The organism is Pseudomonas sp. 9.2(2024) (genome assembly GCF_039695385.1).
Lineage (GTDB): Bacteria > Pseudomonadota > Gammaproteobacteria > Pseudomonadales > Pseudomonadaceae > Aquipseudomonas > Aquipseudomonas paraglycinae.
The window spans coordinates 3,263,476-3,279,920 of record NZ_CP155585.1; the positions used below are offsets into that span (position 1 = coordinate 3,263,476).

General features: G+C 58.8%; 13 protein-coding genes. 5 read left to right on the forward strand and 8 right to left on the reverse strand.

Features of this window, described 5'->3' with window-relative positions; genetic code table 11:
- Positions 1-2: 2 nt before the first annotated feature.
- The 6 genes from ABFB52_RS14645 to ABFB52_RS14670 all read right to left on the reverse strand — a co-directional run bounded on the left by ABFB52_RS14645 (position 3) and on the right by ABFB52_RS14670 (position 6,368).
- The gene (locus ABFB52_RS14645; protein ID WP_129972750.1) at positions 3-929 is read right to left on the reverse strand and encodes a sugar ABC transporter permease; all 927 of its coding nucleotides are present in this window, start codon (positions 927-929) and stop codon (positions 3-5) included.
- Positions 930-1,022: 93 nt separating this feature from the next.
- Positions 1,023-2,333 carry a sugar ABC transporter substrate-binding protein gene (locus tag ABFB52_RS14650; RefSeq protein ID WP_129972749.1) on the reverse strand — a complete coding sequence of 437 codons (1,311 nt, stop codon included), beginning with the start codon at positions 2,331-2,333 and terminating at the stop codon, positions 1,023-1,025.
- A 226-nt stretch (positions 2,334-2,559) separates the two neighbouring features.
- Entirely contained in the window at positions 2,560-3,465 is a 906-nt protein-coding gene (locus ABFB52_RS14655) for an AraC family transcriptional regulator (protein ID WP_085610235.1), read from the reverse strand.
- Positions 3,466-3,518: 53 nt separating this feature from the next.
- The gene (locus ABFB52_RS14660) at positions 3,519-4,394 is read right to left on the reverse strand and encodes a phospholipase (protein ID WP_129972793.1); all 876 of its coding nucleotides are present in this window, start codon (positions 4,392-4,394) and stop codon (positions 3,519-3,521) included.
- 153 nt (positions 4,395-4,547) lie between these two features.
- Positions 4,548-5,837, reverse strand: coding sequence for a glycosyltransferase (locus ABFB52_RS14665; RefSeq protein ID WP_129972748.1), 1,290 nt, complete (start codon positions 5,835-5,837; stop codon positions 4,548-4,550).
- A 165-nt stretch (positions 5,838-6,002) separates the two neighbouring features.
- Positions 6,003-6,368, reverse strand: a complete 366-nt coding sequence (locus ABFB52_RS14670) for a response regulator (RefSeq protein WP_085745746.1) — start codon at positions 6,366-6,368, stop codon at positions 6,003-6,005.
- Positions 6,369-6,633: 265 nt separating this feature from the next.
- On the opposite strand from ABFB52_RS14670, the gene ABFB52_RS14675 reads away from it, so the two are divergent.
- Genes ABFB52_RS14675 through ABFB52_RS14695 form a run of 5 tightly spaced genes read left to right on the forward strand, consistent with a single transcriptional unit; the run spans position 6,634 to position 13,178 of the window.
- Positions 6,634-10,125, forward strand: a complete 3,492-nt coding sequence (locus ABFB52_RS14675; protein WP_085745745.1) for a response regulator — start codon at positions 6,634-6,636, stop codon at positions 10,123-10,125.
- Complete coding sequence (locus ABFB52_RS14680; RefSeq protein WP_085603817.1) at positions 10,125-10,958, forward strand: protein-glutamate O-methyltransferase CheR; 834 nt, start codon at positions 10,125-10,127, stop codon at positions 10,956-10,958. Before ABFB52_RS14675 ends, ABFB52_RS14680 begins: the two co-directional genes overlap by 1 nt.
- Positions 10,955-11,548 carry a chemotaxis protein CheB gene (locus tag ABFB52_RS14685; RefSeq protein WP_085745744.1) on the forward strand — a complete coding sequence of 198 codons (594 nt, stop codon included), beginning with the start codon at positions 10,955-10,957 and terminating at the stop codon, positions 11,546-11,548. The genes ABFB52_RS14680 and ABFB52_RS14685 overlap by 4 nt, the downstream gene beginning before the upstream one ends.
- On the forward strand, positions 11,542-12,756 hold the full coding sequence (locus ABFB52_RS14690) for a hybrid sensor histidine kinase/response regulator (protein ID WP_085603811.1): 1,215 nt from the start codon (positions 11,542-11,544) through the stop codon (positions 12,754-12,756). Before ABFB52_RS14685 ends, ABFB52_RS14690 begins: the two co-directional genes overlap by 7 nt.
- A gap of 44 nt (positions 12,757-12,800) precedes the next feature.
- Positions 12,801-13,178: a response regulator gene (locus ABFB52_RS14695; protein ID WP_007954537.1), complete on the forward strand. Its 378-nt coding sequence runs from the start codon at positions 12,801-12,803 to the stop codon at positions 13,176-13,178.
- Between the two features lie 13 nt (positions 13,179-13,191).
- On the opposite strand, the gene ABFB52_RS14700 is transcribed toward ABFB52_RS14695, so the two are convergent.
- Both ABFB52_RS14700 and ABFB52_RS14705 read right to left on the reverse strand, forming a co-directional pair.
- Positions 13,192-14,862, reverse strand: a complete 1,671-nt coding sequence (locus ABFB52_RS14700; RefSeq protein WP_129972747.1) for an ATP-binding protein — start codon at positions 14,860-14,862, stop codon at positions 13,192-13,194.
- Positions 14,859-16,361 (reverse strand): ATPase domain-containing protein, encoded by a 1,503-nt coding sequence (locus ABFB52_RS14705; protein WP_085603805.1) that lies wholly within the window; start codon positions 16,359-16,361, stop codon positions 14,859-14,861. Before ABFB52_RS14705 ends, ABFB52_RS14700 begins: the two co-directional genes overlap by 4 nt.
- Between the last annotated feature and the right edge of the window lie 84 nt (positions 16,362-16,445).

Sequence of the window (16,445 nt, forward strand, 5' to 3'; positions counted from 1 at the left end):
CCTCAGGCTTTGTCAGTCAGGTTTTTGCCGATCATCCGCACCAGAATGATCGCGGCAATGTTGGCGATGACCACGGCGATCAGGCCGCCGGCCGAGGCCATTCCGACGTCGAACTGCACCAGCGCCTGGTTGTAGATCAGGTAGGCGAGGTTGGTCGACGCGTAGCCGGGGCCGCCGTTGGTGGTGGTGAAGATTTCGGCGAACACCGACAGCAGGAATATGGTTTCAATCATCACGACTACGGCAATCGGGCGTGCCAGGTGCGGCAAAGTCAGGTGCCAGAAAATCGCGATCGGGCCGGCGCCGTCGAGGCGGGCGGCTTCTTTCTGTTCCTGGTCGAGGGACTGCATGGCGGTCATCAGGATCAGGATCGCGAAGGGCAGCCATTGCCACGAGACAATGATGATGATCGACAGCAGCGGGTAGTGAGCGAGCCAGTCCACCGGTTGCGCGCCGAACAGTTTCCAGAGGTAGGCGAGGATCCCGGACACCGGGTGGAAGATCAGGTTCTTCCAGATCAGCGCACCGACCGTGGGCATGATGAAGAATGGCGAAATCAGCATCACCCGCACGATGCCGCGACCGAAGAACTCGCTGGCTTCCAGCAGCGCACTGATCAATACGCCGAACACCACGCTGATCAGCAGCACGCTGCCCACCAGCAGCAAAGTGTTGGTGGCGCCGGGCATGAAGCCGGAGTCGGTCAGGAAGTAGGTGAAGTTTTCCAGCCCGACGAATTCGTTGGTGCCCGGGTCGAGCAGGTTGTAGCGGATCATCGAGAAATAGACGGTCATGCCCAGCGGCACGATCATCCAAAGCAGCAACAGGGCCACCGAAGGGCTGACCAGAAACCAGCCGGGATTGGCCACGCGGTTTTTGCGCCGGGGCTGCGACAGGTCGATGTGGGCTTTGGCAGTTGAAGTATTCATGGTGATCACAACCGAGTCATACAGACCTATGGAGATCCCGTGCGGGAGCGAGCAATCTCGCTCCCGCAGGAGGCAGGAGAGGCTTTCGCAGGATTACTTCGGATAACCCGCGCGCTTCATCTCGCGTTCGGTGGTTTGCTGGGCAGCGGTCAACGCCTGGTCGACCGTGGTCTGGCCGATCAGCGCGGCGGAGAACAGCTTGCCGACCTGAGTGCCGATCCCCTGAAACTCGGGAATGGTCACCAGTTGAATGCCGATGTAAGGCACGGGTTTGAGGGTCGGTTTGCTCGGGTCGGCCGCTTTCAGCGATTCCAGCGTGACCTTGGCAAACGGCGCGGCGCTCATGTACGCGTCGCTGTAGGTCGAGGCGCGGGTGCCCGGCGGAACGTTGGCGATGCCGTCGGTCTTGGCGACCAGTTCGCCGTATTCCTTTGAGGTGGCCCAGGCGCTGAATTGCTTGGCGGCGTCCTTGGCCTTGGAACTGGTCGGAATCGCCAGCGCCCACGAGTACAGCCACGCCGAGCCTTTGTCGGTGGCCTGATGCGGCGCGTAGGTGAAGCCGACATGATCGGCGACCTTGCTTTGAGTCTTGTCGGTGACGAACGAGCCGGCGACGCTGGCGTCGACCCACATTGCGCATTTGCCGCTGTTGAACAGGGCGAGGTTTTCGTTGAAACCGTTGCTGGAGGCACCCGGCGGGCCGGATTTCTTCATGGTGTCGACGTAGAAGTTCAGCGCGTTTTTCCATTCCGGACCGCTGAATTCGGGTTTCCACTGCTCATCGAACCAGCGCGCGCCGTAAGCGTTGGCCACGGTGGTGATCAGCGCCATGTTCTCGCCCCAGCCGGCCTTGCCGCGCAGGCAGATGCCGTACTGCTCCTTGTCCTTGTGGGTGAGCTTTTCGGCGAAGCCGGCGATCTGCTCCCAGGTCGGACGCTCCGGCATGGTCAGGCCGGCGTCCTTGAACAGGTCGGTGCGGTAGTAGGTGATCGAGCTTTCAGCGTAAAACGGCAGGGCGTACAGCGAACCCTTGACTGACAGGCCTTCGCGTACGGACGGGAACACGTCATCGAGGGCGTAGCTGGCCGGCAGATCCTTCATCGGCTCCAGCCAACCCTTGGCACCCCAGAGTGCGGCTTCGTACATGCCGATGGTCAACACGTCGAACTGACCGCCCTGGGTGGCGATGTCGGTGGTCAGGCGCTGACGCAGGACGTTTTCTTCCAGCACCACCCAATTGAGCTTGATGTCCGGATGCTCGGTCTCGAAGGTTTTCGAGAGCTTTTGCATACGGATCATGTCGCTGTTGTTGACGGTGGCGATGGTCAGGGTCTGGGCGCCAAGGCTGACGCTGCTGAGGGTCATGCAGGTGAGGGCCAGCAGAGCTTTTGCAGTGGGTTGCATCGTGCACTCCTTTTCTGCACCCGGCGGGGGCAGAAGGACAGTTATTGTTTTTGTGTTCTTCCGGCAGGGGAAGAATGTGCACTGATTACAGCCTTCTGACGCAGGGCTGACAAATCATCCCTAGCACTTGAATCGATACTTTTTTGCACTCGGGATTGGCGCGATAAACGCAGGGAAGGGCGTTTCAGCAGGGCGGCAGGCATGAATCCGTACAGGTTTTGCCCGGTCAGCCGTGGTTTTGCTCGGTCAGGCGCTGCACCACCAGCCGCCGGTAATGCGACGGCGTCATGCCTTTGAGCTGCTGAAAGCGCCGGTTGAAATTGGAAATATTGTTGAAGCCCGACTCGAAGCACACCTCGGTCACCGGTTTGTCGCCGTCCGCCAGCAGTTCGCAGGATTTGCTGATGCGCAGGCGATTGACGAATTCGATGAAGTTGCGCCCGGTGGCCTGCTTGAACACGCGGCTGAAATAAGTCGGCTTCATGCCCAGGTGCTCGGCGACCTCCTCCAGCGGCAGTTCGCGAGCGTAGTGGGCGAAGATGTAATCCACCGCGCGGTTGGTGCGGTCGATGTTGTGCTCGTCGGCCAGTTGCGGGGTGGTCGCGCCGGACAGCAGCTGGTAGTCGTCGCAGGCCGCCAACAACTCCATCAGGATGAAAAAGTGCCCGAGACGGGTGATGCCGTTTGAATCGGCGATACGTTGCATCAGGGTCATGGCCTGACGGATTGTCTGCGGGGAGCGGAATTCGATGCCGTACTGCGCACGCTCAAGCAGTGGCGCCAGGGTCTTGAGTTCGGCGAACACCTGATGACCGCTTTCGAACAACTCATCGGTGAAGTTGACCAGCATGTCGCGTTTCTCGACCACCTCGTCTTCGGCCACCTGGCTGATCCAGTTGTGCGGCAGATTGGGCCCGGTCAGGAACAGCGTCTGCGGGTAGAAGTTGCCGATGTAATCGCCGATGAACACCTTGCCCGAACTGGCGACGATCAGGTGCAGCTCGTATTCCTTGTGAAAGTGCCAGCGCACCAGCGGGCAGGGGAAACCATGCTGGCGATAGATGATGGACAACCCGTTGTGGTCATCCATCAGTTCATAGGAAGGGTCGGTGACGCGGGCTGTTCGGGTCATGGTCGGACGCTTTTTTTGTTATCGCCCGGCGATCATGCCTCTTTGCGCGGCCGTTACGCCAGTAGGCGATCAGCAGGGCGCAGGTGCGCCTTCGTCTGATTCACTGCCCGGCAGAACGACACGATGCTGGTCTCTTCGATGAAGTCGACGTTGATCACGTTGCACTTCATTGCCCAGTCACTGTTGTTCGGGTCGAACCACTCGTTCAACTCCTTATGAATATCGACCGGCCCGCCCAGCGCCGTGTAACTGGTGGCGGACAACGACCAGGGTTTCCAGGAGCCCGGTGGGGACTTCAGGACATTGCCGATGAATTGCTTCAGTTCCGCCGTTCCGGTCAGGTCGTTACCCGACCATTGATGGTTGATGTAATCGATGAACACGCTGCGATCCAGTTGCCAGTGCGAACGGGCGGCAACGAATATACGTTGCTCATTGTTGATTTGTTTAAGCTGGCCGAGGCTGGCACTCAGATTTCGACTCGGAATCAAACGGTGGCCGAGAAAGTGAATCATCATGTTATTGAAATAGACATAATCGAAGTCGTTGCCATCCAGACTATGGAAGTCAAGAACAATGAACTCATCCGGGTTTTGTTTCAGGAAACTTTCCAGGTCGGTGATCAGGTTACCCAGGGTTCGGGAGTTGCGGTGCCCGCCATGGTGAGCACGAAACTTGCCGACGCCTTCTGCCTTGGAGTCGTAGATCAGGCGAATGTCCAGCACCCTTGCGCCATGGTGTAGCTGAGCGTGGAACGAATCATGCTGGCAGGCGAGCCAGTGGCGGGGTGGGCCGAAAACTGGATAGTCGGCGCGCCAGTCGCTGCCGGCGTTGTGGGTTCCTGGCAGCGCCAGCTCAGAAATGGAAAGAGAATCGATGGAAGGTGTCGCCGCCATCCAGTCATGGGTGGCGAAGTTGTTGTTGTCGATCATGTATGCATCCTGCACTAGTTGATTGATTGCACCACTTTCAAATGATGAGAGTGGTGAAGGCAGGATGTTTATAGTGTTTAATTTGTTTATTTGCCAACGATGGATTGATGCAATTTATTGGCTCTTGTGTTTATACATTTCGAGAGCGAATTACTTGTTCAGGTTTTTTGCTTCAATCCACTGCGCCATGTATTGCGTACTTTTGTGTGAATGATGTCGCAGCATGCTGCCGGTGAAATTGTTCTTTCTTAGTTGGGCAAGATTTTTACGGCAGTCCAACAGTTTGTTGATTAATGCCGGACCATGTATCGCTTGCTGATACACGTCCTCGAGTAGCGTTTGCCCATGGGACCGGGCCGCTTGCCAGGCAATGTCATCGCTATAAAGCTTCACTGCGGCATTGGCCAGATCCTGCGCGGTGCGGCAGATCGCCCCCGGCCATGGCTGATCGGTATGCATGCCTTCAGCCCCGATCGGCGTGGTGACACTCGGTGTGCCGCAGAGCATGGCATCAATCAATTTGCCCTTGATTCCGGCGCCAAAACGCAAGGGCGCCAGGCAGATGCGCGCATCGGACATGACCTGCAACGCATCCTCGGCCCAGTTCATGATGTGAAAACCCTGCGCGGCATTGTGCAGTGCTGCTGCCTTGGGCGGCGTGTAGGCGCCGTACAGATGCAATTGGGCTTTTGGCAGTTGCTCGCGGATCAGCGGCCAGACGGTGGATTTCATCCACAACACGGCGTCCCAGTTCGGCGCGTGACGGAAGTTGCCGATACTGAGGAAATGCGCGCGCTCCTCAAAGGGTTTCGCTGGCTTACTCGGTGGCTCGACCATCAAGGGACACCAGTGCAACAGCTCGGGCGGCAGCTTGAACTGCTGCACCAGCAACTCGATTTCCACCTGCGAGATCATCAGGTTCAGGTCGCAGCGATACAGGGCGGCGATCTCGCGTTTGGCCAGATCGGTGTCCGCCATCAGCTCGAACTCTTCAGCCAGCGCCGGGGCAAATAGCTCAGCGAAGTCGTTGGCGTCATCGCTGAGCTTCAGCCGGTTCTTCAACCGCTGATGCCGTGCATGCCGCAAGCTTTGCAGGTCCGAGGTTTCCAGTACCCGCAGGGCATCGGGGCAATGTTTCTCCACGCGCCAGCCGAATTGCTCTTCGATCATGAACTGGTCGAACAACACGATATCCGGCATCAGTTCGCTGATGAATGTGTCGAAACTGCTGTTGTTCAGTTCGATCGGGACTTCGCGGATGCCCAGCGCGGTCAGGTCGGCGCGGTGTTCGCCAGTGCCGGCCGGGCTGGCAAAAGTGATTTGCCAGCCCTGTTGCAGGAACGTCTCGAGAATCTGCATCACATGCCCGCTCGCAGCGGAGGAGCGGGGTTCCGGCCAGACGTAACCAATGACGAGGACTTTGGTTGCGGGCTGACTCATGAGAAACGGTTCCTGAAACGAAGAGACGGAAAAAAGGCGCGCGGATTAGACCATAATCCACGTGTCGGGTGATCCGTGTTTATTGGGTGTGCATCGGGCAAGACCGAGCAAGAAGACCACCGGCAGGGCGCGTGACAGCGTCATTCAGGTATTGAAGTCTCGCGTTCAGGATTGCCCGAGTACGGATTTGACCTTGTCACGCAGTTGATCAATGGAAAAAGGCTTGCCGATTACGTGCATGTCCTTCGGTACTTCAATCGTTTCTGCATAACCGCTGGCAAACAGAATCGGCAGGGCGGGGCGAATGTTGCGGGCTTCGGTGGCCAGTTGACGGCCATCCATGATCGGCAGGCCGACGTCGGTCATCATCAGGTCGATGTGCTGGTTCACGTCCTTGAGGATTTCCAGCGCCTGTTCGCTGCCGTCCGCTTCCAGGACCTTGAACTCCAATTCCTCCAGCACGTCGACGATCAGCATGCGCACGATGGCATCGTCTTCTACTACAAGGATGGTGGACACAGGGCTGGACATAATGGCGGCTCTCAAGAATGGGGGACGGGGCACCGGTCGATCAAAAATGCCGGGCTCTTGCATGAGTAAGTGGCGCATAGCCACAAGTTCCCGAATGGATACAAAAAAGAATAGGCGCAAACGGGGGGGGGCAAGGATAACCGTTGGCCTTGGATTAGGCGCAGGCAATTGTGGGAAAACAGTACTAAAGCTGTGAGAAAAATGGATCCATGGTGCCGTTTTGGGGCAAACTCCCTGGTTTTCACCAGTTCGACAAGGCTGCCACATGTCCTCTCCGTCTTCGGTTGATGAGCAACGGTTTCGCAAACTCTTGAGCCGCAACGTCAGTTTGCCGTTGGGCGTCGGCGTGATCAGTGCGGTGTTTTTCATCTCATTGATCACCTATTTGTTGTCCGTGATTCAGTGGGTGGAACACACCGACCGGGTGATCAATAACGCCAACGAAGCGGTGAAACTCACCGTGGATCTGGAAACCGGCATGCGCGGGTATCTGCTCAGCGGCGACGAGCACTTCCTCGACCCGTACGAGACGGCCAAGCCCCGCATCGCCGTGGCACTGAATACCTTGCTTGAACTGACTGCCGACAATCCGGCTCAAACCGACCGCCTGCGTCGTCTTCAGGCGCTGCAAACCGAGTGGGCGACGTATGCGCAGTCGATGATCGATCTGCAACGCGCGAGCGGTGATTACAAGTCCGCGGTCAAAGCGGGGAAGGGCAAGCGCCTGACCGACGAAATACGTAAACAGTTCGAAGATGTAATTGAAACCGAGCAGTTGCTGCGAGCTTCACGCAACGAAGACGTGCGCCGCACCACGATCTGGAGCATTAGCCTTTATCTGCTGTTCGTGGCCGGCATCAGCGGTCTGCTGGCCTATGTCGGTCGGCGCGATCTGGTCAACCTGTCGCAAAGCTATGGCGCGACCCTGGCGGCGCAAGAGGCCAGTGCAAAACGTCTGGAACAGCAAGCCTGGTTGCGCAACGGCCAGACCCAGCTCGCCGAGCAAGTGCTGGGGCAACTGACGGTCAATCTGCTGGGGCGCAATATTCTGCAATTCTGCGCCCAGTACCTCGGCACCGCCGTGGCCGCGTTGTATGTGCGCGAGGAACATGGCGGCCTCAAACGCGTGGCGACTTACGGATTCTCCCGCGAACAGGAACAACAGAATCAAGTGATCTACAGCGATGAAGGCCTTGTCGGGCAGGTCGCCCAGCAGGCTCGGCTGATTCGTCTCGATTCGGTGCCTTCCGACTACTTCAAGGTCAGTTCCGGCTTGGGTGAAGGCCTGCCGCACAGTGTGCTGGTGGTGCCTACCAGTGATGACGAACGAGTCAACGGTGTGATCGAGCTCGGTTTCCTGCGTCCGCTCACCGATCGCGACGTGGCGCTGCTGGAACTGATCGCCGGCAACATTGGTACGTCCATCGAAGCGGCGCGCTATCGCCAGCGTCTGCAGGAAGTGCTGGCCGAAACCCAGCAACTCAATGAAGAGTTGCAGGTGCAGCAGGAAGAGTTGAAAACCGCCAATGAAGAGTTGGAGGAGCAGTCGCGCATTCTCAAGGAATCCCAGGCCCATCTGGAAACCCAGCAAGTCGAGCTGGAACAGACCAACGAGCAACTGGCCGAACAGGCCCAGACCCTGGCCGAGCAGCGCGACGCCATGGATCAGAAGAACACCGAGCTCAATCAGGCCCAGGCACAACTCGAAGAACGCGCCGAAGAGCTGCAGCGTTCGAGCAAGTACAAATCCGAATTCCTCGCCAACATGTCCCACGAGCTGCGCACGCCGCTCAACAGTTCGCTGATCCTGGCCAAGCTGCTGGCAGAAAACCCGCAGGACAACCTCAGTGCCGAGCAGGTCAAATTTGCCGAATCGATCTATTCCGCCGGCAACGATCTGCTCAACCTGATCAACGACATTCTCGATATTTCCAAGGTGGAAGCCGGCAAACTCGAAGTGATGCCGGAAAACACCAGTGTCGCGCGCCTGGCCGATGGCCTGCGCAGCGTGTTCGAACCGTTGGCGGCGGACAAGAAACTGACGTTCACCGTCGAATTGCAGCCCGATGCGCCCATCACTCTGTTCACCGACCGCCAGCGTCTGGAACAGATAATCAAGAACCTGTTGTCCAACGCCGTAAAATTCACCGAGCAGGGCACGGTCAGCCTGACCATCGCCGGCCAGCCGGACGATCGCATCGCTTTCATTGTGCGCGACTCGGGGATCGGGATTGCGCAAGATCAGCAGGAAAGCATTTTCGAAGCCTTCCGCCAGGCCGACGGCACCACCAACCGCAAATACGGTGGCACTGGCCTGGGCCTGTCGATTTCCCGGGATCTGGCGACCTTGCTGGGTGGCTCGATCAGCGTCAGCAGCGCGCCGGGGCAGGGCAGCACCTTTACGCTGGTATTGCCGCAGCAATACAACGAACCAGGTGATACGCCGGTTGCACCGCTGACCTTCAGCCCGCCGGCCTCTGCGCCGGTCATCGCGCCTGTCGCAGCGGTTTCGCCTTTGGCGCCCGTAGACATCCCGCGCTTCAACGACGACCGCAACAAGGCACCGTTCACTACCCGCTGCATTCTGGTGGTGGAAGACGAGCCGAATTTCGCTCACATCCTCTACGACCTGGCCCATGAACTGGGCTATCAGTGCCTGGTCGCCCACGGCGCCGATGAAGGTTACGACCTGGCGAAAGAATTCGTGCCGGACGCGATCCTGCTGGACATGCGCCTGCCGGATCATTCGGGCCTGACCGTTCTGCAACGCCTGAAAGAACACGCCGAAACCCGCCACATCCCGGTGCACGTGATTTCCGTGGAAGACCGCGTCGAAGCGGCGATGCACATGGGCGCCATCGGTTATGCGGTCAAGCCGACTACCCGCGAAGAGCTCAAGGACGTGTTCGCCCGTCTCGAGGCCAAGCTGACCCAAAAGGTCAAACGCGTGCTGCTGGTGGAGGACGACGATCTGCAACGCGAAAGCATCGCCCGTCTGATCGGTGATGACGACATCGAAATCACTGCTGTCGGCCTGGCGCAAGACGCACTGGAACTGCTGCGCACGACGATCTTCGATTGCATGGTCATCGACCTGAAGCTGCCGGACATGCTCGGCAACGACCTGCTCAAGCGCATGTCGACCGAGGATATCTGCTCGTTCCCGCCGGTCATTGTCTACACAGGACGCAACCTGACCCGCGACGAAGAAGCCGAACTGCGCAAGTATTCGCGCTCGATCATCATCAAAGGCGCCCGCTCGCCGGAACGCCTGCTGGACGAGGTCACACTCTTTCTGCACAAAGTCGAATCGCAGTTGTCCCATGAACGGCAGAAGATGCTCAAGACCGCCCGCAGCCGCGACAAGGTCTTCGAGGGTCGCAAAGTGCTGCTGGTGGACGACGATGTGCGCAACATCTTCGCCCTGACCAGTGCGCTGGAAACCAAGGGTGCAGTCGTGGTGATCGGCCGTAACGGCCGTGAAGCGATTGAAAAACTGAATGAAGTCGAGGACATCGACCTGGTGCTGATGGATGTGATGATGCCGGAAATGGATGGTTTCGAAGCCACCATGGAAATCCGCAAGGATCCGCGCTGGCGCAAGCTGCCGATCATCGCGGTGACGGCCAAGGCCATGAAGGACGATCAGGAGCGCTGCCTGCAGGCGGGCGCCAATGATTACCTGGCCAAGCCCATTGACCTGGATCGCCTGTTCTCGCTGATTCGCGTGTGGTTGCCGAAGATGGAACGCATTTAGTGGAACGTAGTAATCCCGTTGAACGAAACAGTGAAATCGAACTGCGGCTGTTGATTGAGGCGATTTATCTCAAGTACAGCTATGACTTTCGCGATTACTCCGGCGCCTCGATCAAGCGCCGGGTGCAACACGCGCTGAGCCAGTTCGAGTGCGCGACCATCTCGGCCTTGCAGGAGAAAGTCCTGCACGACCCGACGGCGTTCATGCAGTTGCTGCAATTGCTGACGATCCCGGTCAGCGAGATGTTCCGCGATCCGTCGCACTTCCTGGCGATCCGTCAGGAAGTAGTGCCGCTGCTCAAGACCTATCCGTCGATCAAGATCTGGATCGCCGGCTGCAGCACCGGCGAGGAGGTCTACTCGATGGCGATCCTGCTGCGCGAAGAAGGCCTGCTCGACCGCACGATCATCTACGCCACCGACATCAACCCGCGCTCGCTGGACAAGGCCAAGCAGGGGATCTTTTCGATGGAAAACGTGCGCGCTTACACCGCCAACTATCAGCAGGCCGGCGGTCAGCGCTCGTTCGCCGACTACTACACTGCAGCCTATGGCTACGCGATTTTCGACAAGAGCCTGTGCGAGAACGTGACCTTCGCCGATCACAGCCTGGCGACCGATAGTGTATTCTCCGAAACTCAATTAATTTCGTGTCGTAACGTGTTGATTTACTTCAATAAAAAACTTCAGGATCGAGCGTTCGGGTTGTTCCATGAATCATTGTGCCACCGTGGATTCCTGGTCTTGGGCAGCAAGGAAACTTTGGATTTTTCCGGCTACTCCAACCAGTTCGAACCGCTGGTGAAACAAGAACGGATCTACCGTAAATCATGAACAGTGCAGCGGATTTGCCTCGTGTCGGGGCGATTGTGGTCGGAGCTTCCGCCGGTGGCGTTGAGGCTTTGCTGACCTTGCTTGGTTCACTGCGTGCCGGGTTCGGTCTGCCGATCATCATCGTCCTGCATTTGCCGGAAGAGCGCCGCAGCCAGCTCGCCGAGGTGTTTGCCCGGCGAGTGGCGCTGCCGGTCGCAGAGGCCATCGACAAGCAGGACATCACCCCCGGCACCGTGTATTTCGCGACGCCGGGTTATCACTTGTCGGTAGAACAGGATTTCAGCCTGTCGCTGAGCCTTGAAGACCGCCTGCATCATTCGCGGCCTTCGATCGACTTTCTGTTCGAATCCGCCGCCGATGCCTATGGGCCGGCGCTGGCCGCCGTGTTGCTGACCGGCGCCAACCACGATGGCGCACGGGGCCTGGCGCAAGTCAAACGCCTGGGCGGCCTGACCATCGTGCAGGACCCCGACGAGGCGCAGGTCGCCACCATGCCTCGCGCGGCACTGAAAACGCATCAACCGGATTACATCCTTCCCATAAACGGCATCGGCCGTCTGCTTGTCGAGCTGGAACGAATCGCATGCTGAGTAATATCCAGGCAAAACTGCTGATCGTCGACGATCTGCCCGAGAACCTGCTGGCCCTCGAAGCGCTGATCAAACGTGAGGATCGCACCGTCTACAAAGCATTGTCGGCGGACGAAGCACTGTCGCTGCTGCTGCAACACGAATTCGCCATGGCCATCCTCGACGTGCAGATGCCCGGCATGAACGGCTTCGAGCTGGCCGAGCTGATGCGTGGTACCGAGAAAACCAAAAACATCCCGATCATCTTCGTCAGCGCCGCCGGCCGTGAACTCAATTACGCGTTCAAAGGCTATGAAAGCGGTGCTGTGGACTTCCTGCACAAGCCGCTGGATATCCATGCGGTGAAGAGCAAGGTCAACGTCTTCGTCGACCTGTACCGCCAGAGCAAGGCGATGAAGCAACAGGTCGAAGCCCTGGAGCAGAGTCGTCGCGAACAGGAAGCGCTGCTGCAGCAACTGCAAAGCACCCAGGGCGAACTGGAGCAGGCGGTGCGCATGCGTGACGATTTCATGTCGATCGTCGCCCACGAAGTGCGCACGCCGCTCAACGGCCTGATCCTCGAGACCCAACTGCGCAAGATGCACCTGGCCCGGGACAACGCCGCCGCGTTCACCCTCGACAAGATGCACGCCATGGTCGACCGCGACGAGCGCCAGATCAAAAGCCTGATCCGGCTGATCGAGGACATGCTCGACGTGTCGCGGATCCGCACCGGCAAGCTGTCGATCCGACCGAGTCGCTTCGATCTCGCGCAACTGGTGGGCACTCTGCTGGAGAATTTCGCCCAGCAGATCGAAGCTGCCGAGACCGAAGTCAGCTTCACCGCGACCGAGCCGGTGGAAGGGCAGTGGGATGAATTCCGTATCGAGCAGGTGGTGTCGAACCTGCTGACCAACGCGTTGCGTTATGGCGGCAAAAGTCCGATCCAGGTTCGGGTTTATCGCGAAGGCAATGAGGCTCGGGTCGAAGTTCAGGATCAGGGCATCGGCATCAGCGAGGAGAACCAGAAACGCATTTTTCAACAGTTCGAACGGGTCTCCGCCAAGACGGTGGTGGCCGGCCTCGGGCTGGGTCTGTTCATTTCCGAGCAGATCGTCGCCGCCCATGGCGGCTCCATCGTCGTCGAAAGCAAGATCAACGAGGGCGCCCTGTTTCGCGTTTGTCTGCCGCTCCAGGAAAACGGCAAAACAAACGCAACCTCTGAGTGACCACACGGTCGTATCAGCAGCTATTGACCGAACAAAGGCTTCCCATGAGCGTAGATGCACAAGATGTAGTACTCGTCGTCGAGGACGAACCGGTGATCCTGATGGTCCTGACCGATTACTTGTCAGGCCAGGGCTATCGCGTATTGCAGGCCGAAAACGGCGAGCAGGCGTTCGAGATTCTGGCGAGCAAGCCGCATCTGGACATGTTGATTACTGATTTCCGCCTGCCTGGCGGGATCTCCGGCGTGCAGATCGCCGAGCCTGCCGTCAAATTGCGCCCGGATCTGAAGGTGATCTTCATCAGCGGCTATCCGCAGGAAATCCGCGAGACCGGCAGCCCGATCACTCGTCGGGCACCGATCCTGGAAAAACCGTTCGATCTGGATGTGTTGCAGGAGAAGATTCAGGAACTGCTGGCCTGAGGCGTCAACCGCCTCAGCTCTTGATCATTTCCCGCACCTTCGCCGTCAACAGATCGAAGGTGAACGGCTTGGTGATCATCTGCATGCCAGAGTCGAGGAAGCCGCCGCGCACCGCCGCGTGCTCGGCATAACCGGTGATGAACAGGACCTTCAAGTCTGGCCGGTATTGCCGGCCGATTTCCGCCAGCTGCCGACCGTTCATGCCCGGCAGGCCGACGTCACTGATCAGCAGATCGATGCGTTGCTCCGAATCCAGAATCGGCATGGCACCGTCAGCGTCGCCGGCCTCGACAAACCTGTAACCCAATTCACTCAATACCGCACTGACCAGCACGCGCACGGCCGGGTCGTCCTCGACAATCAATACGGTTTCGCCTTCCACGGCGTCCGGCGCCTGCTCCATGTCAACCGGTGCGTGAGGCAGTGATTCACCCTGGAAGCGCGGCAGATAGAGTTTGACTGTGGTGCCCTCATCGATTTTGCTGTTGATCGACACATGACCACCGGATTGCTTGCTGAAGCCATAAATCATCGACAGACCCAGCCCCGTGCCCTGGCCGATTGGCTTGGTGGTGAAAAACGGGTCGAACGCGCGATTGATGACACTTTCCGGCATGCCGCAGCCATTGTCAGTCACGCTCAATACGACGTAATCACCGGGCTCAAGATTGCTATAGGTCGCGGTGTAGTCGCGATCCAGCACCTGATTCTTCGTCTCGACCACCAGATTGCCGCCGTCGGGCATTGCGTCGCGCGCGTTGATGACAAGGTTGAGCAGGGCGCTTTCCAATTGATTGGGGTCGGCCTCGGCCACCCACAATTTTTCGTGCAGACGCATGTCCAGCTGAATGCTTTCGTTGAGGCTGCGTTGCAGCAGCTCGCCCATCGACTGCACCAGATCGTTCATATGCACGGCTTTGGAGTCCAGCGACTGGCGACGGGAAAACGCCAGCAGCCGATGGGTCAGGCCGGCGGCGCGGTTGGCCGAAGTCACACCGAGGTCGATCAGGCTGTCGAGATCATCCAGGCGGCCACGGGCCAACCGACGGCGTAGCAATTCAAGACTGCCGATGATGCCGGTCAGCATGTTGTTGAAGTCGTGGGCGATACCGCCGGTGAGCTGGCCGACCGCTTCCATCTTCTGCGACTGTCGAAGGGCTTCCTCGTTGTGCCGCAGCTGTGCGGTGCGCTCTTCGACTTGTTGCTCGAGGGTTTCGAGGGTCGATTGCAGGCGCCGTTCGCTATTGCTCAGATCGATCAGGCGATCGCGGGCTTCGTATTGTCGTCGTCGCCCGCGCAGGGCGGTGGAAATGAGGCTGACCAACGTTGCCGGATGAAAAGGGCGTTCAAGGAACGTCACGTTGCCCAGTAATTTGCTGAGCTGCGACGAGGGCCCTTGTTCGGATCCTCCGTGATGGGTGAGCAAGACAATTGGCAAGTCAGACCACGCCGGTTGTTGCTCCAGGTACAGCAGCAGGCCTTCGAGTTCCGGACCATTCAGGGCCTCGGCCGCGATCAGCAGCAGCCCGGCGCCAGGCTCGAGTTCGGTGCACAGGGTGGCCAGATCGGGCGTGATCAGGCCACCGTATCCGGCCTCGTTGAGGATCATCAGCGCCACTTGGCTGTCGCGACCCTGGGGCGCAAGAATCAACGCCCGTTCCGACAGCGGTACGGTGAGGGTCACAAGTTGTCATCCTTGAGCAGCGGGTTACTCGCGCCGAGGTAGGTGGGGACTCCGCGCAGCACACCCTGGAAGGCTTCCAGCGGTTCACCGATGGTCATGCCTTGCTTGGAAATGCGGTATTCACGAATGGTCGATTCATGGCTGCCGGTACGTTTCTTGATGATCGAAATCGCCCGGCGTACCTTGCCGAGGGCTTCGAAATAACGCAGCAGAATCACTGTGTCGGCGAGGTAGGTAATGTCTACCGGGGCCTGCATGTCGCCGACCAGTCCATGCTGGGCGACGGTCATGAACGTCGCGGCGCCCTTGCGGTTCAGGTACAGCAACAGTTCGTGCATGTGCAATACCAGCGCGTTCTCTTCCGGCATCGCGGCCTGATAGCCGTTGATGCTGTCGATCACAACGGTCTTGATGTCACCTTCATCGACGCAGCGTCGCACCCGGTGGGAAAACTCGCCAGGAGAAAGCTCGGCAGCATCCACCTGTTCGATCAGCAGATTGCCGGTGGCCTGCAGGGCCTTGAGGTCGATGCCAATGTTATTCATGCGCTCGAACAGCAGGCCCAGTTCTTCGTCGAAAATGAACAGCGCGGCCTTTTCACCACGCGCCACGGCGGCTGCCGCGAAAATCATGGTGATCAAGGATTTGCCGGTCCCCGCCGGGCCCAGAATCAGCGTGCTGGAGCCAGTCTCGATACCGCCACCCAGCAGGGCGTCCATTTCCTTGATGCCGCTGGACAGTTGCAACCGCGGGTAATCGCCCCGGTGCTCCGCCGCCACCAGACGCGGGAAGACGTGCACGCCATCGCCCATGATGGTGAAGTCATGGAAGCCTCCGCGGTATTTCTGGCCTCGGTACTTGATCACTCGCACGCGACGGCGTTCGGCGCCATAGTTGGGGGTCAGTTCTTCGAGGCGGATCACGCCGTGCGCGACACTGTGAACGGTTTTGTCGAGGGATTCGGTGGTCAGGTCGTCCAGCAGCAATACCGTGGCGTCGTAGCGCACGAAGTAATGCTTGATCGCCAGGATCTGTCGACGGTAGCGCAGGGAGCTTTGCGCCAGCAGGCGGATTTCCGAGAGACTGTCGAGCACGACCCGCGTGGGTTTGAACCGCTCGACCACTTCGAAAATCTGCTTGGTCGCTTCGCCCAGTTCAAGATCCGAGGAGTACAGAAGGCTCTGATGATGCTCGGCGTTGAGCAGGCTTTCGGGCGGCGTCAGCTCGAAAATTTCGATGTTTTCGTTCAGTTCCCAACCGTGGGACGCCGCGCCCTGGCGCAATTCGCGCTCGGTTTCGGACAGCGTGATGTACAACGAACGTTCGCCGGCACGGGCACCGGCCAGCAAAAAATGCAACGCGACTGTGGTTTTACCGGTTCCAGGCTCGCCCTCCAGCAAGAAAACATGACTGCGGGACAAACCACCAGCCAGGATATCGTCGAGACCCTCGATGCCGGTGGCGGCTTTTGCACTGATCAACGCGTTCGATGTAGACAAAAAATGCCCTCTCATGACTAGGGGAAACGCGGCAGCGGGCGCCGGACGCCGTTTTGGCACTGCCTGTTTACTTGACCTTTTGCC